At 67.5% G+C, this 18,157-nt stretch carries 13 protein-coding genes; 5 read left to right on the forward strand and 8 right to left on the reverse strand.

All coding sequences use genetic code 11. The annotated features are described in order from the left end of the window. Position 1: 1 nt before the first annotated feature. Together ACW170_RS08705 and ileS are read right to left on the reverse strand one after the other, a co-directional pair. A complete protein-coding gene (locus tag ACW170_RS08705) occupies positions 2 to 1,096 on the reverse strand; it encodes a site-specific DNA-methyltransferase (RefSeq protein WP_492086342.1) in 1,095 nt (364 codons plus the stop codon). A gap of 744 nt (positions 1,097 to 1,840) precedes the next feature. Next, positions 1,841 to 4,765, reverse strand: coding sequence for an isoleucine--tRNA ligase (ileS, locus tag ACW170_RS08710; protein ID WP_492086343.1), 2,925 nt, complete (start codon positions 4,763 to 4,765; stop codon positions 1,841 to 1,843). A 336-nt stretch (positions 4,766 to 5,101) separates the two neighbouring features. Between ileS and ACW170_RS08715 the strand changes: the two genes are divergently transcribed. Further along, entirely contained in the window at positions 5,102 to 5,983 is an 882-nt protein-coding gene (locus ACW170_RS08715) for a hypothetical protein (protein WP_492086344.1), read from the forward strand. 139 nt (positions 5,984 to 6,122) lie between these two features. On the opposite strand, the gene ACW170_RS08720 is transcribed toward ACW170_RS08715, so the two are convergent. Together ACW170_RS08720 and ACW170_RS08725 are read right to left on the reverse strand one after the other, a co-directional pair. Then, a complete protein-coding gene (locus ACW170_RS08720; protein WP_492086345.1) occupies positions 6,123 to 9,017 on the reverse strand; it encodes a M16 family metallopeptidase in 2,895 nt (964 codons plus the stop codon). Between the two features lie 556 nt (positions 9,018 to 9,573). Beyond that, entirely contained in the window at positions 9,574 to 10,323 is a 750-nt protein-coding gene (locus ACW170_RS08725) for a phosphatase PAP2 family protein (protein ID WP_492086346.1), read from the reverse strand. A 169-nt stretch (positions 10,324 to 10,492) separates the two neighbouring features. Between ACW170_RS08725 and ACW170_RS08730 the strand changes: the two genes are divergently transcribed. Together ACW170_RS08730 and ACW170_RS08735 are read left to right on the forward strand one after the other, a co-directional pair. Continuing rightward, a complete protein-coding gene (locus tag ACW170_RS08730; RefSeq protein ID WP_492086347.1) occupies positions 10,493 to 11,170 on the forward strand; it encodes a response regulator in 678 nt (225 codons plus the stop codon). Then, complete coding sequence (locus ACW170_RS08735; protein ID WP_492086348.1) at positions 11,167 to 12,555, forward strand: sensor histidine kinase; 1,389 nt, start codon at positions 11,167 to 11,169, stop codon at positions 12,553 to 12,555. Before ACW170_RS08730 ends, ACW170_RS08735 begins: the two co-directional genes overlap by 4 nt. A gap of 235 nt (positions 12,556 to 12,790) precedes the next feature. Here the strand turns inward: ACW170_RS08735 and ACW170_RS08740 are convergent, their stop codons facing one another. The 4 genes from ACW170_RS08740 to hfaA form a co-directional block, all read right to left on the reverse strand. Then, positions 12,791 to 13,474, reverse strand: coding sequence for a phytanoyl-CoA dioxygenase family protein (locus ACW170_RS08740; RefSeq protein WP_492086349.1), 684 nt, complete (start codon positions 13,472 to 13,474; stop codon positions 12,791 to 12,793). A gap of 340 nt (positions 13,475 to 13,814) precedes the next feature. Beyond that, complete coding sequence (hfaD, locus tag ACW170_RS08745) at positions 13,815 to 15,074, reverse strand: holdfast anchor protein HfaD (protein ID WP_492086350.1); 1,260 nt, start codon at positions 15,072 to 15,074, stop codon at positions 13,815 to 13,817. Beyond that, the gene (hfaB, locus tag ACW170_RS08750) at positions 15,001 to 16,017 is read right to left on the reverse strand and encodes a holdfast anchoring protein HfaB (protein WP_492086351.1); all 1,017 of its coding nucleotides are present in this window, start codon (positions 16,015 to 16,017) and stop codon (positions 15,001 to 15,003) included. The genes hfaD and hfaB overlap by 74 nt, the downstream gene beginning before the upstream one ends. Continuing rightward, positions 16,014 to 16,457: a holdfast anchoring protein HfaA gene (hfaA, locus tag ACW170_RS08755; RefSeq protein WP_492086352.1), complete on the reverse strand. Its 444-nt coding sequence runs from the start codon at positions 16,455 to 16,457 to the stop codon at positions 16,014 to 16,016. Before hfaA ends, hfaB begins: the two co-directional genes overlap by 4 nt. A gap of 118 nt (positions 16,458 to 16,575) precedes the next feature. Here hfaA and ACW170_RS08760 point away from each other — a divergent pair, with 118 nt between their 5' ends. Further along, positions 16,576 to 17,280, forward strand: coding sequence for a rhomboid family intramembrane serine protease (locus tag ACW170_RS08760; protein WP_492086353.1), 705 nt, complete (start codon positions 16,576 to 16,578; stop codon positions 17,278 to 17,280). A 93-nt stretch (positions 17,281 to 17,373) separates the two neighbouring features. Next, entirely contained in the window at positions 17,374 to 17,802 is a 429-nt protein-coding gene (locus ACW170_RS08765; protein ID WP_492086354.1) for a CBS domain-containing protein, read from the forward strand. Positions 17,803 to 18,157 lie beyond the last annotated feature (355 nt).

Here is an 18,157-nt window from a genome sequence, read left to right on the forward strand (position 1 = left end):
CCTATTGCATCCCGGCGCGGACCTCGGCGCGGAGGGCGTCGATGGATTTCAGGCCCTGGTCGGTCTTGAAGCGCCAGTAGGTCCAGCCGTTGCAGGCGGGGGCGTTCTCGAACAGGGCGCCCAGTTTGTGGATCGAGCCGGTCATCGAGCCGGACACCAGGGAGCCGTCGGCGCGGACGCGGGCCTCGCGCTCGCCCTTGGGGCAATAGAGGCGGTCGCCGGGGTGCAAAAGGCCGGCCTCGACCAGGGCACCGAAGGGCACCTTGGGCTCGGCGCGCTTGGAGCCCATGACCATCAGGTCTTCCGGATTGGCGGGAATGACCGAGGCGATGCGGGTCTCAGCGACCTCGGCATAGGTCTCGTCCCGCTCGATGCCGATATAGTGGCGGCCCAGGCGTTTGGCGGCGGCGCCGGTGGTGCCGGTGCCGAAGAAGGGGTCCAGCACGACGTCGCCGGGACGGGTGGCCGACAGCAGGACGCGGTGCAGCAGGGCCTCGGGCTTCTGGGTCGGATGGGCCTTCTTGCCGTCCGCGTCCTTGATCCGCTCTTCGCCGGTGCACAGGGCGAAGGTCCAGTCCGAACGCATCTGGGTGTCTTCGTTGAAGGCCTTCAGGGCGTCGTAGTTGAAGGTGTAGCGCTTCTGCTCGCGCGAGCGGGCGGCCCAGATCAGGGTCTCGTGGGCGTTGGTGAACCGGGTGCCCTTGAAGTTCGGCATCGGGTTGGACTTGCGCCAGATGATGTCGTTCAGCACCCAGAAGCCCAGATCCTGGATCGCCGCGCCCAGGCGGAAGACGTTGTGATAGGAGCCGATCACCCAGATCGAACCCTCGGGCTTCAGAACCCGGCGGCATTCGGTCAGCCAGGCGCGGGTGAAGGCGTCGTATTCGGCGAAACTGTCGAACTTGTCCCAGTCGTCGTCGACGGCGTCGACCTTGGAATTGTCCGGACGCAGCAGGTCGCCGCCCAGCTGGAGATTATAGGGCGGGTCGGCGAAGACCATGTCGACCGAGGCGTCGGGCAGGCTTTTCAGCACGGAGATGCAATCGCCACGGTGAATGACGTCCTTGGCGAGGACGGGGGTGTTGAGCTCGGACATGGAACGCGGCCTCGGAACAGTGAGACGGTCATGGTGAATCCTTACGGTTAAGGCAGTGTTGATTCCGGGGGTTTCTTTGCGCGCCGTGATGCAGGCGAGCGGAGGCGCCGACGCGCTTTCGCTGCGAAGTCTGGAGGGCGGGACGGAGCGCCGGGCCTCGCCCGGAGTGAATAGTTTTTACCGTTTCGACGAAGACAGACGCTCCGCGCGCAGGGTGTTTCTGCCGGCCGGGGATATTGAAGCGGCAGTTGTGATGCCTCTTCCCCAAGGCCTGCGTCAGGTCGGCGATCCCTGCGAAGGATCGTCCCGAGTGCGACCGGGTTCCTAACCCCGAGTCCTCCGCCGACGTTTCTGCGCGGGATGAGCCCACCGATGCACCGTCATGCGGCGCGAGGGAATCCCACCCCCGCCCCTGATCCCTACGCTCCCGCCGCCGCAAGGTCGCAGGCCTTACGAGCCCTCCTAGCGACGAGACCGACAGGAGTATGCGCGCGTTTTGAGGGGTGATTAGAAGTGGGGGGTGAGATTCTGTTAGAGCGTTGAAATCTTTAGGAACGGACCAGCGTCATTGTGCGCGCTGAAGACCTTCCCCCGCTTGCGGGGGAAGTGTCAGGCCGTGGCGCGCAGCGACACGCCTGACGATGGGGGAAGTCTTACTTCAGGCGACACTCCCCCCTCCGAGCCTGGTCCGCTGCGCGGACGTCGGCCCACCTCCCCCGCAAGCGGGGGAGGGTCTTTAGGGCGTCAGCCGTGCGTCTGGTCCCAGTACCGGACCGCATCGGCGTCGCGGGCCGAGAGGTCGGGGTAGGCGGGGTCGGAGCCGACGTCGGGGACACGGCGCCAGGAGCGGGCGCATTTCGGATGGTCGGCGAGGGCCACCGTCACCGCCAGTGTTTCGCCTTCGACCAGTTCTGCGCCCGAGGTGCGGAAGATCTCGGCCGCGTCCAGACCGTTGAACGGGGCGAAGGTTCCGGCCGGCGCCGTGACGGTCGGCCAGGCGTCCAGCGCCCCGCCGATTAGTTTGTCGCGACGGGCGGCCTCCAGCGATTCATTGACCACTTCCAGCACGGTGTTGATCTTCGCCCACCGCTCCGCCTCGGCCGCATTCTCCCACTCCGCCGGCGTCTCCGGAATCACCCGCGCGCAGTTCGTCCCGCCTTCAGGGAACCGCGTCGTCCACGCCTCTTCCATCGTGAACGGCGTCAGCGGCGACAGCCAGGCGGTCAGGCGCAGGAAGACCGCGTCCATCACCGTCCGGGCCGCGCGGCGACGCATTTCGTCGGGGCGGTCGCAGTAGAGGCTGTCCTTGCGGATGTCGAAATACAGGGCCGACAGGTCGTTGGAGCAGAACTCCAGCACCGGGCGCACCACGTCCTGGAACCGGTATTCGGCATAGGCCTGGCGCACATGGGCGTCCAACTCCCACAGCCGGTGCAGGATGAACTTCTCCAGCGGCGGGAACTGGTCGTAGTCGGTCAGCCGCTCGGCCTCGTCGAAGTCGGCCAGGGCGCCCAGCAGATAGCGGACCGTGTTCCTCAGCTTGCGATAGGCGTCGACCGTGGTCTGCAGGATCTGTTTGCCGATCCGCTGGTCCTCGGAATAGTCGACCAGCGACACCCACAGACGCAGGATGTCCGCGCCGCTCTCCTTGATGATGGTCAGGGGGTCGGTCGTATTGCCCTTGGACTTGGACATCTTCTCCCCCTTCTCGTCGAGGGTGAAGCCGTGGGTCAGGACCGCCTTGAACGGGGCGCGGCCACGGGTGCCGCAACCTTCCAGCAGCGACGACTGGAACCAGCCGCGGTGCTGGTCCGAGCCTTCCAGATACAGGTCGGCCGGCCAGTGCGCCGGGCGGTCGCCGGTATAGCCGTGCTCGGGCAGGCGCGGGTCCAGGGTGAAGGCGTGGGTCGAACCGGAGTCGAACCAGACGTCCAGGATGTCCTCGACCTTTTCGTAGCGGGCGGGGTCGTGGGCGCCCAGGAAGTCGCTGTCCGGGGCGGTGAACCAGATGTCGGCGCCGTGTTCGGCCACGGCCTTGACGATCCGGGCGTCAACCTCGGGATCGTGCAGGGGCTGGCCGGTCTGTTTGTCGATGAACATGGCCAGGGGCGTGCCCCAGGCGCGCTGGCGGCTGACCAGCCAGTCGGGGCGGCCCTCGACCATCGAGCGGATGCGGTTGCGGCCGGCGGCGGGGTGGAATTCGGTGTCGTCGATGGCGGTCAGGGCCGTTTCGCGCAGGGTGTCGCCCGACTTCAGGGGCTGATCCATGCGGATGAACCACTGGGGGGTGTTTCTGAAGATGATCGGGGCCTTGGACCGCCAGGAGTGGGGGTAGGAGTGTTCCAGCCGGCCGCGCGCCAGCAGATTGCCGACCTCGATCAGCTTCTCCATCACCGCGCCGTTGGCGGGCCCGAACTTGCCGGTCTTCTTGCCCTCGGTCTCCAGAACCTTCAGGCCGGCGAACAGGGGGACGTGAGGGTAATAGGCGCCGTCCGGATCGACCGTGTCCGGCACCTCGTGATGACCGTGGGCCTTCCACACCTCGAAGTCGTCGGCGCCGTGGCCCGGGGCGGTGTGGACGAAGCCGGTGCCGGCGTCGTCGGTGACATGGTCGCCGGCCAGCAGGGGCACCGAGAAGCCGTAGCCGCTGTCGAGGGCCGCCAGGGGGTGGGCGCATTCCAGGCCCGACGGATTGATGTCGTAGATCCGGGTCCAGGCGGCGATCTTGGCGGCCTTGAACACATCCTCGGCCAGCTTGTCGGCGACGATCAGTCGGTCGCCCGGCTTGGCCCAGGGCGCGAACTCCAGACCCTCTTCCATGGCCGTGACCTCATACAGGCCATAGGCGATCTCGGGGCCGTAGCTGATGGCCCGGTTGGCCGGGATGGTCCAGGGCGTGGTGGTCCAGATGACGATGGACGGGGTGCTGGTGCGGAAGGCCAGCAGGTCGTCGGGGTGGTCGTCGGACGCGCCGGTGACCGGGAACTTGACCAAGATCGTGGGGGAGACGTGGTCGTGGTATTCGATCTCGGCGTCGGCCAGGGCCGTGCGCTCGACCGGCGACCACATGACAGGCTTGGAGCCGCGATACAGCTGGCCCGAGTTCTTGAACTTATGGAACTCGGCGACGATGGCCGCCTCGGACGCGAAGTCCATGGTGGCGTAGCGGTTGGCGAAGTCGCCGGTGATGCCCAGGCGTTTGAACTGGTCGCGTTGCAGGTCGATGTATTTGCCCGCGTATTCGCGGCAGGCGGCGCGGAACTCGTCCTTGGAGACCTCGTCCTTGCGGCGGCCCTTGGCGCGGAACTGTTCCTCGATCTTCCACTCGATCGGCAGGCCGTGGCAGTCCCAGCCGGGGACATAGTCGACGTCATAGCCCAGCAGGAACCGGCTGCGGACCACGAAATCCTTCAGCGTCTTGTTCAGCGCATGGCCGATGTGGATGTCGCCGTTCGCGTAGGGCGGGCCGTCGTGCAGCACATAGAGGGGCGCGTTTTCGGATTGCCGCTGCGCCCGGAGGCGCCCGTACAGGTCGCCCCACTGCTCGAGGATCAGCGGTTCCTTCTGCGGCAGGCCGCCGCGCATGGGGAAGGGCGTCTCGGGCAGGAAGACGGTGTCGCGATAGTCGCGGCCCGCGGGGGTGTCGGTGGTGTCTGTGGCGTCGGCCATGGGTCGTCTCGGCGTCGTGGGGTGAGCGTTCGCATCTTTGTTCGCCCTATCGCGCTTCGCGCTGCGTGAGGGCGGCTTCTGTCGCCCTGATGGGCGGTCGTCCCGACGTGCGCTGGGAAAGACCCAGAAGCGCTACGCCGGGCGGCTAATCGAAATCAGGCGAATGTGGACGCGGACGGTCATTGTGCGGGCGGTCTAGCAGACGGATGCGGCATTGCGCCATCCCGAACACCGCCTCGTCTCAACGGAAACGAAAGGCTTTTGCCGTCTTGGTTAAGGCTGGATCGTCCGGAAGTCTGTCCAGACGACGTGAGAATTCGTTCGGGAGTCCCGCCGATGCGGCAGCGGATCAGGAATTGGATGCTGGGTCTGGCGGCCGGCGTGGCCGTGTTCGGCGTCGCCGGCGCGGCGACGGCGCAGAGCTGTGGTCAACCCGCGTGCGAGCCCCCGCCCTGCACCTCGTGCGAGCCTCCGCCGCCTCCGCCGCCTCCGCCTTCCTGCGGCGGCGGATCGTGCGGCGGCGGCGGGAACGGCGGCTGGAACTCGAACGCCAACGTCAATGTGAACGTCAACGTCAATGCGGGGGCCAGCGCCACGGCCAACGCCGGCGCGCGGGCCTATATCAATGCGCGGGCGGGAGGCTTCTCGGGCAGTTACGGCGGGGGCGGCGGCGCAGCCTATGTCACCGTGGACCAGCCCTATCCCACCACCATCCAGGGCCTGGCCGTCGAGGGTCTGACCCAGACCGTCCGCGCCCCCTTCACCGCCTATCGCCGCAGCATGAAGCGGGTCGTGATCCAGGCCGTCTGCATGGACGACCGCCAGACGCCGCACCCGGCGTCCCAGGTGAAGCCGGATCGCGAGATCGCCGACGGCTATGAGGGCGAGATCTACCGCTGCCTGGCCGGAACCTGGCTCCAGGCGACGATCGCCGACTATGAGGGCGACATCAAATTCGACCATGGCGCGACCCTGACCTGCAAGAAGCACGAGGCCCTGTGGTTCGGCGGCGAGGGCCGGCTGGAATGCCGCCCCGAAAAGCCCGAGCGCGACTGCAACGAACGCTCGCTGCTGCGCCGCTATGGGGCCGGGGTGAAGATCCTGACCATGTACCGCGAAGAGGAATACACCGAATACCGCGAGGAACAGGTCCAGAGCGCGACCGTCATAACCGGCGCCATCACCCTGGACGGCGGCGTCGGCGGCCGGGTGTTCTGAACCGGAGCTGACACGCTTCGTTCAGGCGCGGCTCAGGCTGGGCAACGCAAGATAAGACCGTCGGCTCTCCGTCGACGATCCTGAAGACTGGCCCCAAAAAGGCTTGGCCCCGGCTCTCACGAACCGGGGCCATTTTTTCTTACTGGGCCGGCTTGTCCGAGACGACCTCGGCGCGCCAGGCGGTGTCGGGCTTCAGATACTGCTGCGCCAGCCGTTGCAGGTCGGCGGCGGTGACGGCCTCCAGCACCGCGATATTGTTGCGGATCTGGTCCAGCGAGGCCGGATTCGACTGGGCTTCCGACAGCTGCCCCAGCCAGTAGCCGTTGTCGGCCATGCTGCGCCGCAGCCGCTCCACCGCCGGGCGGCGGGCGCGGTTCAGTTCGTCGTCGCTCACCGGATTGTCGCGCAGGTCGGCGGCGATCAGGTCCACCGCCTCGAACAGTTTCGTCAGCGACTCCGGCGGCGTCTCGGCCGCCACGGCCATATAGCCATAGCCCTTGAAGGTGTCGGAGGTGGTTCCGCTGGCGTTCGGCGAATAGGCGATGGCCTGTTTCTCGCGGATCTCCTCGTTCAGGCGGAGTTGCAGCACGGCCTGCAGCACGCCCAGCTGGCGCGCCGTCGTGCGGTCGCCGATCTGGTCGGTGGTGGGCCAGGCCACGACGCCCAGGGCCTGGGTCGCCTGGCCGGCGTGGGTCAGGCGGATCGGGGTCGCGGTCGGGGCGGGGAAGCGACGCTGGGCCGAGGCCGGCGCCGGGGTCGGCGCCGGACCGCGTGCGGGCAGGGCGGCGAAGGTCGAACCGACGGCGGCGATCACCGCATCCACATCGACGTCGCCGACCACGGTGATCTCGATCGGGCCCTGGGCCAGGGCCGCCTTGATCTGTTCGCGCAGGGACTCGATCTCGACCGACTGGAACTCGTCATTGGTCGGGGTCGCCGCCCGCTGATCGCCGCCGGCCAGCAGCACGCCGGCCTTGAGCCCGAAGGCCCCGCCGGGCGTCGAGGCCCGCTGTTCCAAGGCCTGCGGATAAGAGGCCTTGGCCTGTTGCAGCGGCGCCGCTCGCAGACCGGGATCGGTCAGATAGGCGGTCAGGATCTGCATCGTCAGCGCCAGATCCTCCGGCCGCGTCGTCCCGCCCAGATTATAGGAGTCCAGCCCCTGGCTGATGCTGGTGTTGAAGACGTGGCCCGCCAGCACCCGGTTGATCTCGTCCACCGTCAGCTTGCCCAGCCCGCCCGAGTTCAGCACGGCGTTGGCGGCGAACAGGGGCGAGAACCGGTCGGTCGGCATGCCCAGGCTGCCGATCCCCGTCGTGGCGCTGATCAGCACCTGATCGTCGCGGAAGTCGGTCTTCTTGATGTTCAGCAGGGTCCCGTTGGGGAAGCGGACCAGGGTCGCGCCCAGGTCGGCCACCTCGGTGCGCGATTCCGGCACGGCGGCCGGGCCGAAGGTCTCATAGGGCCATTTCAGTTCGGCCTGCGCGGCCGGCGCCGCCACCGGAACCTGACGCGAGGCCTCCAAGGCGGCGGTCACGGCCGCCTCGCCCCCTTCGACCGGGACCGGGCTGGTGAACAGGACCAGCGGCCCCTGGCCTTCGAACACCGGGCGGACGGCGGCGTTGACCTGTTCGGCCGTCAGGTCGGCGACCACGGCCTCGAACCGGGCCAGATTGTCCTGCGGGGTCGAGAAGACCGAATCCCCGTTGACGGCGTTCAGCAGGGCGCCGGCCAGGGCCGGGGTCGAGCGGGTCGCGGCCGTGGCCACGGCGTTCTGCAATCCGGTGCGGTATTCGGTGATTTCGCGATCCAGCTCGGCCTGGGTCACGCCGTACTGGCTCAGGCGGCGCGCCTCCTGTTCGGTGGTCTCCAGCGCCCGTTTCCATTCGCCCGGCGTGAAGGCGACCGCCAGGACCCCGGCGTCCAGACTGTCGAACAGGCCCTGATAACCGGCGTTGGCCCCCAGGAAGGGCGGATTGTCGGCCCGCGCCATCTCGCCCAGCCGGCGGTTCAGCACGGCCAGACCCAGGCTGCGGCGGGTGTCCTCGGCCCGCTCGGCCGCCGTATCGGGATCCAGGTCGGGCGCCTTGATCCAGTTGATCTGGATCGACGACTGCACGCCGGGTGCGACGATTATGCTGGTCTGGGGCTCGCGCGGCGCCACCACGCCCAGGTCGGGCTCTGGCCCGTCGGCCGCCTTGGGCGTCCAGTCGCCGAAGACCCCGCGGATCTTGGCCTCCATCGCGTCCACGTCGAAGTCGCCCACGGCGATAAAGGTCGCCCGCGACGGGCGGTAATAGGCGTCATAGAAGTCCACGAACCGGTCGCGCGGCGCGGTGCGGATCACCTCCAGGTCGCCGATCGGCAGGCGTTGCGACAGGCGCTGGCCCGGCGCCAGCAGGCCCAGCTGGGTCTTCAGCACGCGGAACTGCGGCGTGTCGCGCGTCCGCTCCTCGCCCACGATCACCCCGCGCTCGGCGTCGATGGCCTCGGACGCCATCAGGGCGTCGCCCATCATCTGGCGCATCACGTACAGCGACGTATCGACCGTCTCGTCCTGGGTATTGGGCAGCTCCAGCATATAGGCGGTCTGGTCGAAGCTGGTGAAGGCGTTGGTGTCGGCCCCGAAGGCCAGGCCCAGCCGCTCCAGGATCCGCAGCATCTCGTTCTCGGGAATATCCTTGGTCCCGTTGAAGGCCATATGCTCCATGAAGTGGGCCAGCCCCTGCTGGTCGTCCCGCTCCATCAGCGAGCCCGCGTCGATCCGCAGCCGGAACGAGGCCTGACCGGGCGGGGTGGCGTTCTTCAGCAGGGCGTAGCGCATGCCGTTCGGCAACAGGCCGTACCGCACCGCCGGATCGGCTGGAATATCACTGGCCGCCTGGGCCCAGGGATCGGACGGCGGGACCTGGGTCTCAGCCTGAGCGGCGGCGGGCGCAAAGGCCAGGGCCAGAACGGGGGCGGGAACGCTGAACGCCCCCACCGACAGAGCCAACCCCGAGGCCGCAACCAGCAGCAGATGACGCGCAGAACGCATGATATAACTCCGAAACACCGCAACCCCCGATGGAGCGGCCGATGACTGGAGTAGGCGAGGGCGGGGGCGAGGGCAAGGCGACGATTGGTCTCTGGCCAATCGTCGCCTCGGGGGCGGGCGTGCAGGTGGTGCGCTCGGCGAGTTGGACCCGCTAGTGACTCATGGCGGCAGTCGGGAACGGCGCATTGCGCTGGCGTTGCGCTACAGGGCCGTGCTTGACATTTTGCGGGCCTCGGCTGGGCCACTCTTGGAGGCCGCAGCAGCCAGCGGCGCAAGCTTCCAGCTGAGGCCCCATTGCGTGAGTGCCATTCCCGCCGTCACAATGCTGTCGGCGCCCACGCCGTACGCCCCGTGGCGCAAGTCTAGGGCCGTGGGCGCGGGCGCCTATCGCGGCGCGCACATCCTGAGCGCATCGTTGAACCTGCGGGCTGTGATCTGGCGAAGCTCCGGCTCGGTGATATCGCTCAGGGCGGCATCGCTCGGCAACGATAGACGATTATCCAGCAAAGGACCGGTCGGCCGGTTGCCCATGCCCAGCGCTGCCGGATGATAGGGGCTAATGCTGCAGCTCCGGCTCCGATTGAGGACGGGGCGACGACTGGCGTTCGTGGCTGGTCTGGCCCAGCATCAACTGATGGAGGGCGGCGAAGATGAACCCGCAGAGAAGCCAGGCCAGCACGACATCCGAGAGGAAATGCCCGCCGAAAGCGATCCGATTCAGTGACAGAGCGCCCGCGTAGACGACCGCCGTCGCTGTCGCCGCCGGCCTGACGGCCTTCGGCGTGACCAGCGCCGCCGCGACGAGCCAGGCGGCCGAGGACGCCTCGCCGCTGACGAACGAACAATTCCGATCGCACCAGTCGCTGACGACCCAAACCTTCTGGTGGACCGCGTCCCCGCCGAAGACGTCGATCGTGATCGGGCGAGGTCGACCCCAGTTCGCCTTCAGCAGTCCGTTCACCAGCAAACCCGGACCGAGGGCCAGACCGGACAGCAGCCAGATCGGCGTGCGGACGCGCGACCAGGCCAGGGGGCCTTTGACGGCCTCTCGCGCAAGACAGAACAGCGCGATCAGAACGACCCCGATCAGCGCCCAGGACGAGCTTGCGCGAAGCAAACGAAGGCCCGGATCGGCTGAAAGGACGAAGCCGTCGTCCGGGGTGTAGAACCAGCGCGTGACGGTCAGGTCCAGCGTCGGAAACGCCCAGAAGACCAGGCTAGTCGTCACGACGCCCGTGGCGAGCGCCACGGTCACCCGGTTCGAGGACACTGCGGGCAGCGGGGAAATGCGGGAGAGTGTGCTCATGGCCGAGACGCCTGCGCCCTGCAGCTTGCAGTTCGCTTGCAGCGCGGACCGCCATTGCCGGGCTGTCGTCCTGTCATTCGCCGATCTCCGGTGCACGGGCGCGTGGCGGGTCGTCAGGGCTGGGAAATCTTCGTGTTGACCAAGCCGGGGCGGCTGTGGAGAAAGCCTGATGCGGATCCTGCTCGCCGAGAATGATCGCCTGCTTTCAGAGGCCCTCGGCCAACGTCTGGGGGAAGCGGGTCATGCGGTGGACGTCTTTGCGACCGTCGCAGACGCCGAGGCGGCGTGGCGAACGACGGCCTATGACCTGTCCATCGTCGATGTCATGCTGGACGACGGCGACGGCCGGGCGCTCGTCAGATCGGTCCGCGCCGCCGGTCTGAGAACACCGACCCTGATGCTGACGGCGCGCGACGAGATCGGGGATCGGGTGGCCGGACTGGATGCGGGCGCCGACGACTATCTGGTGAAGCCGTTCGCGACCGAGGAGTTGCTGGCCCGGCTGAGGGCGCTGCGGCGACGTTCGGCCGACGCGACGGTGACCGAGTTCCGGATCGGCAACATCGTCTATGCGCCCCAGAGCATGAGCCTGGTGGTGGGGGACGGAGCAGTGCGGCTGACCGCCCAGGAGCATGCGGCCCTCGACAAGCTGATCCGGGCCGGCGACCGCGTAACGCCCAAGGCGGTGCTGGGCGAGCATCTCTATGCGCTTCATCAGGACTGGTCGGACAACGCGATCGAGACTGTGGTCCATCGGCTTCGCAGGAAGCTGTCGAAGGCGGGGGCGTCGGTGGAAGTCCAGGCGCTGCGCGGCCTGGGCTATGTCCTGTGCGAGACCCGAGCATGAAGGGGGCCTATCGGCTCGATGTCAGGCTGGCGGTCGTGGTGACCGTCGTGTCCGCCCTGACCCTGTTCGCCGCCGGGTCGATCCTGACCCTGGAGTTCACACGGGGCCAATTCGCGATCGAGGAGCGGGGCCTGGCCACTCAGGTCCGGGAGTGGGCCGGGTCGGTCCGCCGCGACCCCGACGGCCGTGTGGCGTTCGTCCGACCGGCGGAGCCCGCGTCAGAGATTGATCCGCCCTATACCGGGCTCCTGTCGGGCGCCCGCCCGGTCTATGGCTACACCGTCGTCGCCCAGGACGGGATGGTGCTGGCGCGTTCCGAGGCCAATGCCCCCGCCGGCCGGCCGGGTCCAGCGCGTGCCGAACCGGTTCTGTCCAGCGGCGTGTCGCTCGACGGCGCCGGGCCGCTGCTGATCGCCGAACTTTATGTGCCGGAAGCCGGCGTGTGGTTCCGGCTGGCGCGGTCGCGGTCGGACATATCCGCCCTCGCCAACACCTTCTTCGCCCAGTCTCTGGAAGAACTGGGATGGGCCGCCCTGGCGATGCTTCTGGTCATGGTCATCACCGCCGTCGTCATCGTCCGTGTCAGCCTGCGGGGACTCCGGCGCGTCGCCGCGCAGGCGGAAGCGATCACCTTCGACACCCTGGGCCATGAGCGTCTGGCCGGGGCGTCCGCGCCGGCGGAGGTCCAGCCGCTGATCGCCGCCGTCAACCAGGCGCTGGACAGCATCGAAGCGGGCGCCGTGGCTCAGCGGGATTTCTCGATCCATGCGGCCCATGAGCTGAGGACGCCCCTTGCGGACCTCAAGCTGCGTCTGGAAGGCCTGGCCGGCGGCCCGGACCGGGACGCGGCCATGCGCGACGTCGATGCGATGGCGCGCCTGATCGAGCAACTGCTGCACATCGCGCGACTGGACGGGGGCGCCGCGTTCGCCCTGGGGCCGCTCGACCTGGCCGAGACCACCGCCCGGATCCTTCAGGAGGCAGCCCCGCGCCTTGTGGCGGCCGGATGGTCGCTGGAGGCCGAGGGTCTGGAGGCGTGCGTCGGGGTCATCGGCGACCCGACCCTGATCGCCCTCGTGCTCCGAAACCTGCTGGAGAACGTCCGCAAACACACGCCTGTCGGCACGCGGGTCCGGGTTCTGGTGACCGCAGACGGGTCGCTCGTATTTCGTGACACCGGCCCGGGCCTGCCATCGGCCTTTCCCGATGCGGGTTTCGCGCGGTTCATCCGGGGAAGCGACGACGCGCGTTCCGGAAGCGGACTGGGGCTCGCGATCTGCGAAAGCGCGATGCGCCGCATGGGCGGCGCCTTCAGCCGGGAGCCAGGAATGGCGGGCGCGACGTTCCGAATGACCTTCCAGACGCCGGAACTATCGCAGCATTAGTCGCGCTTCAGACGCTCGTGATGTAAATCCAGCTCACAAGGCCAGGCGGCTTGACCTTGCATACCCCTACGGCCTCTTGAACTCGCTGCGATGTCTCGGCTTGCCTTTAAGCGGCCGTCGCGAACCCCTGCTTTGAGGCGGATTGCGAATGAGCATTGCACCCGAGAGCAGATCTCCGTTCACACTCGGAATGCCGTGTTTGCGGCATGGTTCGCATGTCCACACATGGCGCGTTTCAGACGCCAAGCCACTGCAGTCCGCCGGGAAGTTCGCCGACGGCATAGTCCACCTGTAGAACTCGGCGATGCGTCGCCGCAGACGCCCTATCTGACGCGTGCAGGATCGGCGTGGCGTAGGTCCAGACGTCGCCCGCTTCAGCCAGACACATAGCGACGCCGCACCTGCTCACCACCTCTGGAACATCAGACTCGGGGATTCTACCAAAGCGGTGCGAGCCCGGCGCGATAAGCAAGGGGGCGTTGGACTGAGGTACAGGGTCGAGATGGGCGCGCAGTGTGAGCATGCTGGCGAGAAGATCGAATGGCGGCGCGACGTGCAGGGCGCCATGCTTGCGCGTCCAAGGCCCGAAGCCTTCGACTTCTTTTTGTTCACGCACTGCAATCACGCGGTCTTGGTGCCACGCCAATGACCAATTCGCGGACGCTGTCTTGTCGAACAGGATCGCCCGCACCGGCCGCGCCATCTCACCCAGATTTCGTGCAGCAATGGATCCGATCGGACCGTTGGTGGCGAGGAAACCCAGCAGCCCCTCAACGTCGAATAGCCTGACGCCCGCGACGTCTCGCGGCTGGCCGGCGAGCACCTGTTCCAAAGCAGCGAGTGTGGAGCTGTCGAGCGCCTTGGGCGCTAGCTCAGCGCCGTCTCGTCCGAGTTCAAGCGGGGCAACCGGAGCAGGCATGTCGCTGCTTACCGCCAACCGGTCACGCGCTCAATGAAAGTCGGCTGTCAGGCGCTGCTCGGACCCCGCCTTCTATCCCAACACCCGCGAAAATCCCCGGCCTTTTCAACGCCCCGCCGCCCGAATCCGCCCCTCAACCCATCACGCCCCAAAACCGTGCGATACTTCTCCCGCACGGTCTTTGACAACCAAATCTCCCTCCCGTCGCCCTCTCGGGAAATGGCGCTTTGGCGCTTTGTCACCCTGTTTTTACGACAAGGTCCTTTCCACCCAGCCCCCGCGTCCCCGCGGAGACGAGACGAAAACAGGCCCTCTTTTCGCAGTGGATCGAGTCTAGTCCTCAGCCGCCCGGCCGGCTGACGTAAAAGGTAGCGCTGTTGCCCACGGCGGTCGCGCCGACCACGGCGGTGCGGCCGGCGCCGATGGCGGCGGTGGTCGTGGCGGTGACATTGGCGTCGTTGGTCTGGCTGTTGGTTACATTGACCTCGCCGCCGCACTGGGAACAGGCATAGCCGGTGACGCTGTTGCCCACGGCCTCGGCGCCGACATAGGCGTCATAGCCGCTGACGCCCGTATAGGTCGCGGTCGCCTCGACCCCGCCGGTGTTCAGCTGGATGTTGTCCAGCTCCAGATAGAGGTCCTGATTGCCGGCGATCACCTCATTGGCGACGGCGCGGGCCGAGACGGTGGTCTGGCCCTGCAGGTTGGTCTGGGCCTGGGCTGAGGCGCGGACCCGGCCCTGGTTGGTCTGGTCAGTCGCCGCGACCAGCGAGCCGCCCGCATTGTAGAGCACCGTCTGGTTGGCGCCGGCCTTGGCGCGCGCGGCCAGGTTCCAGGCGTTGTCGACATAGACGTCGGTGCGGGCCTCGACGGTCGAGGGCGCGTTGGTCTGGCGGATCGTCAGATCCTGGTGCGAGGCGCCGGTGGTCGAGGTCTGGACCGCATTGGCCACGGCCTGGGCGGAGAAGTCGGCGGGGGCCGGCATGTACTGAACGTCCGCGACGGTCTCGGCCAGGACGGTCGTCTGGGCCGACTGGTCCACGGTCCCGGTGATGGACGAGGACGGGCCGCCCAGGGCCACGCCATTGGCCACAGCCGTCGTCGCGGTGAACCCGCCCTCCAGCATATGGCCGGTGGGGGACTGAAGCGCCGTCCGGGCGGTGACCTCGGCGCCCGTCGCCGCCTGGGTCGCGTCCAGGGCGAAGGTCGCGCCGTCGGTGGCGACGGACAGCTGGTTGGCCTGGGCCCGGGTGGTCACGCCGATCACGCCTTCGGACTCGCCGTTCAGGACAAGGGTCGTCCGGGCCCGAGTCGCGCCGGTCATGGTCTGGCGCGACGTCAGGGCGCCCGAGGTCGCCTCGATGCCGCCGGACAGGGCGTTGCCGGTGGCGTAGGTCGTCACCTCCAGCTGATCGACCGTGACGTTCAGGTCCACCGCCCCGGTGACGTCGCCTGACTGGGTCTGGGCGCTGGAGCAGGTGGACCCGGTCTCCGGGTCGCACAGCGGCGTCTGCTGGGCGCTGGCCTCAGTAGCGGCTAGGGCGAACGTCGCCGTCGCGGCGATCATGCCAGCGAGACGGATCGGCGCGGGTCTGGCCATTGTTGGTTTCCGTGGTGGGGTAGGCCGGATAGAAGCCGCCGGTCGGGCCGACGGCGCTGTCGCCGAGCGGGTCGTTTGCGGCGTCGAGGCAGATTTCGGGGCCTGGGGCGCCGTACAGATTGGCCATGAACTCGACCGTGGCCCGTTCGACCAGGGCGCGCACGGCCAGCTGCGTCGGCTCCATCCCGCCGGACCCGGCCGAGATGTCGAAGACATTGCCGTTCAGGAAGTCGAACACCCCGGCGGAGATCTCGCGGCCGATGATCTGCTTCTGGTACGAGACGACGTCCACGACCTCGAGCGTGGTGGTCTGCACCAGCCGCAGGTCCATGGCGATGTTCATCACATAGGTGCGGTAGGTGGCGATGCCCGATCCGGGCCGGTCGCTGTCCACCTCGCCCATGGCGGCGTCGAACCCGCCCGAGCGGATGTTGTAGTTCACCTCGGTGATCCCGCCGACGATGTAGAAGTCCGAGCCCGGCACCTGACCGGCCAGGATGCGGCGGTACTGGGTGTCTTCCGGGCCCTGCGCGCCGGGGGTCTGGTCGCCGATCAGCTTGTTGTTGGCGTAGCGCAGCTCCAGCTCCGACACCGAGGTGTCGTAGCGTTCGACGATCCGCGCCCCGGCCTTGGCCAGGGCCGAGTTGGCCATCAGCGAGGCGCCGCCGGTGATCTGGCGCCCGCCGTCCGAGGAGACGGTCCCGGTGTAGTCGCTGATCCGCCCCACGGCCATGCGCGGCGAGGGCAGGTTGTAGCGGCGGGCGTAGTCGGCCAGGCAGTAGAGGGCGGTCGAATAGGGGGTCGGATTGGACGTGACCGGCGCATTGCCGATCGGCGTCGCATACTGGCCCGACGGCCCGGCCACCGGGCTGACGCAGCCGGCCAGCAGCAGGGCCGCAGCGGTCGCGACGGCGCCGGTGCGAATGAGGACAGGTCGGCTCATGGCAGGTTGAGGCTTCCGTTCAGGGCCGTGCCGGCGTTGACGTCGCCGTTGTTGGTCTGTTTCGAATTGACGATGACGGTGTTGTGGCTGCCCTGGACCACGACGTTCAGCTGATTGCCGATGGCGGTCGAGCCGCCGACGGTCGACCCGCCGCTGCTGCTGGACGAACCGGCGCCGGCGTAGGCCGAGGCCACGCCGCCCGACTGGCTGGAATAGGAAGAGGCGCCGGACTGGATGATGCCGTTGACGATCAGGCGGTTGCCGTTGGCGTCCCGGGTCGAGCCGGTGGTTGCGCGGGTGGCGGCGCTGCGGGCGGCGCCATAGCCCTGCTGAAACTGGGCGGCGCCGCTGGATCCCGTGGTCTGAGCGGCAGCCGGGGCGGCCAGGACCAGGATCGCGACCACGGTCGGCAGGGGGGCGATCAGCCTCTTGACCGGCATGGGGGTTGCTCCTCGCGCACAAACGAACCGCGGACCGACGCACGATCCGCACCCCAAACTGCGTTAAGGTTATTAAGAAGCGCTTGAGATACGGGAAATCCCTGCGCATGGGTGACGAATGTCCGAGCCCGACGGTCGATTCGCCGCGCCTCCCGAACCCCGGGAGCCCAAGTCCGAGAGGATGTTCAACGCCCCGGTCACGGTGGTGCTGATCGCCCTGTCCATGCCTGTGCTGTTCTTCTTCCAGCGCCAGTTGCCCGACATGGGCGGCGCCATGGCATTTGCGCCGATCGATCTGGAGAACGGGCGATGGGGCGGCTTGTTGACCGCCATGCTTCTGCACGGCAGCTGGACACACGCCATCATGAACGCGGTCGGGGCGCTCGCCTTCGGCGCGCCGGTGGCCCGTCTGTTCGGCGACCGGATCGGCCCGACTGTCTTCCTGCTCTTCTATATAGGCTGCGGCGTGATCGCGGCTCTGGGCTATGGACTGGTTCACTGGGGCTCGAACGACGCCATGGTGGGAGCCTCCGGCGCCGTGTTCGGCCTGATCGGCGGGGCGACCCGTCTGATGGGCGGGCAGGGCAGGGTGCTGGGCCTGTTTGATCGGCGCGTGGTCAGCGCCTCCCTGGCCTGGATGGCGGTCAATGCGGTGACGGGGCTGATCGGCTATGCGCCAGGCGCCGACGGAGCCCGTATCGCCTGGGAGGCGCACGCCTTCGGCTTCTTCGCCGGCCTGCTGGCCATCGGTCCGCTGGCGCGCGCCTTCGGCAAAGGGCCGCTGTCCTACGCCGCGTCCGACGAGCCCGAATCCCGGATTTGATTCCTGCGGCCCCATGAGCGATCATGGTTATCGAGCGGCCCTGTCGCCATTCCGGCCCCGCGGTCGTCTCTTAACCATAGAGAAGGAGCCGCGATGTTCGTCGCCGAGATCCTCAAGACCAAGGGAAACGCCGTCTTCTCCATCGCGCCCTATCTGACGGTGGCGCGCGCCTGCGAGGAATTGGAACTGAAACGCGTCGGGGCCCTGGTTGTCTGTGACGGCGATACCGTCGTCGGCGTGTTTTCCGAAAGGGACGTGGTCAAGGCCCTGGCCGCTGACGGCCCGTCCGCCCTGAGCCGCCCTGTCGGAGACTATATGACGGCCAAGGTGATCTTCGCTGAACCGGGCGAGGCCATGTCCGCCTTGATGACCCGGATGACCGACCGGAGGATTCGCCATTTGCCGGTGATGGACGCGGGGCGATTGGTCGGCGTCATCTCGATAGGCGACGTCGTCAAATGTCAGATCCAGGAACACGCCCGCGAGGCCGAGAGCCTCAGAACCTATATCACCGCTGGCTGAGCGGGGTGCGGCGACGCTTCGGAGATTCCGACTCCGCGAGATTCTTCATCGATCTGTCAGAATCTGGTTGCGGCCTAAAAGTCTCCCCCGTATAGGACCGCCTCGCTCGGAAACGGGCCGGCCCTGAGGGCTTCGGAGCTTCGGTTTCGAGGGTTTTGAGGGGAAGAAAGAGTTGAGAAACTTCTTGCTTTCCTGGGTTGGTTTCAATAGGTTCCGCGCTTCAATCGAATCGCCGAACGGTTAAGAGGAAGGCCTCTTGGTTTTCCTCCGGTGATTTTTTGTGGTTTTGAGGCTTCGGTCTTGGTTCTGCAAAATCTCTGAAAAGAGCGGTTGACACGAGGTTCGCGGTTCTCTA

It is taken from the genome of Brevundimonas sp. FV2ps16, from assembly GCF_058681075.1.

Bases quoted from the DNA above. Each gene is read 5' to 3' on its own strand.
- ACW170_RS08725 (WP_492086346.1), bottom strand. From the start codon at position 10,323: ATGAGCACACTCTCCCGCATTTCCCCGCTGCCCGCAGTGTCCTCGAAC.
- ACW170_RS08715 (WP_492086344.1), top strand. From the start codon at position 5,102: ATGCGGCAGCGGATCAGGAATTGGATGCTGGGTCTGGCGGCCGGCGTG.
- ACW170_RS08720 (WP_492086345.1), bottom strand. From the start codon at position 9,017: ATGCGTTCTGCGCGTCATCTGCTGCTGGTTGCGGCCTCGGGGTTGGCT.
- ACW170_RS08740 (WP_492086349.1), bottom strand. From the start codon at position 13,474: ATGCCTGCTCCGGTTGCCCCGCTTGAACTCGGACGAGACGGCGCTGAG.
- hfaA (WP_492086352.1), bottom strand. From the start codon at position 16,457: ATGCCGGTCAAGAGGCTGATCGCCCCCCTGCCGACCGTGGTCGCGATC.
- ileS (WP_492086343.1), bottom strand. From the start codon at position 4,765: ATGGCCGACGCCACAGACACCACCGACACCCCCGCGGGCCGCGACTAT.
- ACW170_RS08735 (WP_492086348.1), top strand. From the start codon at position 11,167: ATGAAGGGGGCCTATCGGCTCGATGTCAGGCTGGCGGTCGTGGTGACC.
- hfaB (WP_492086351.1), bottom strand. From the start codon at position 16,017: ATGAGCCGACCTGTCCTCATTCGCACCGGCGCCGTCGCGACCGCTGCG.
- ACW170_RS08765 (WP_492086354.1), top strand. From the start codon at position 17,374: ATGTTCGTCGCCGAGATCCTCAAGACCAAGGGAAACGCCGTCTTCTCC.
- hfaD (WP_492086350.1), bottom strand. From the start codon at position 15,074: ATGGCCAGACCCGCGCCGATCCGTCTCGCTGGCATGATCGCCGCGACG.
- ACW170_RS08760 (WP_492086353.1), top strand. From the start codon at position 16,576: ATGTCCGAGCCCGACGGTCGATTCGCCGCGCCTCCCGAACCCCGGGAG.
- ACW170_RS08705 (WP_492086342.1), bottom strand. From the start codon at position 1,096: ATGTCCGAGCTCAACACCCCCGTCCTCGCCAAGGACGTCATTCACCGT.
- ACW170_RS08730 (WP_492086347.1), top strand. From the start codon at position 10,493: ATGCGGATCCTGCTCGCCGAGAATGATCGCCTGCTTTCAGAGGCCCTC.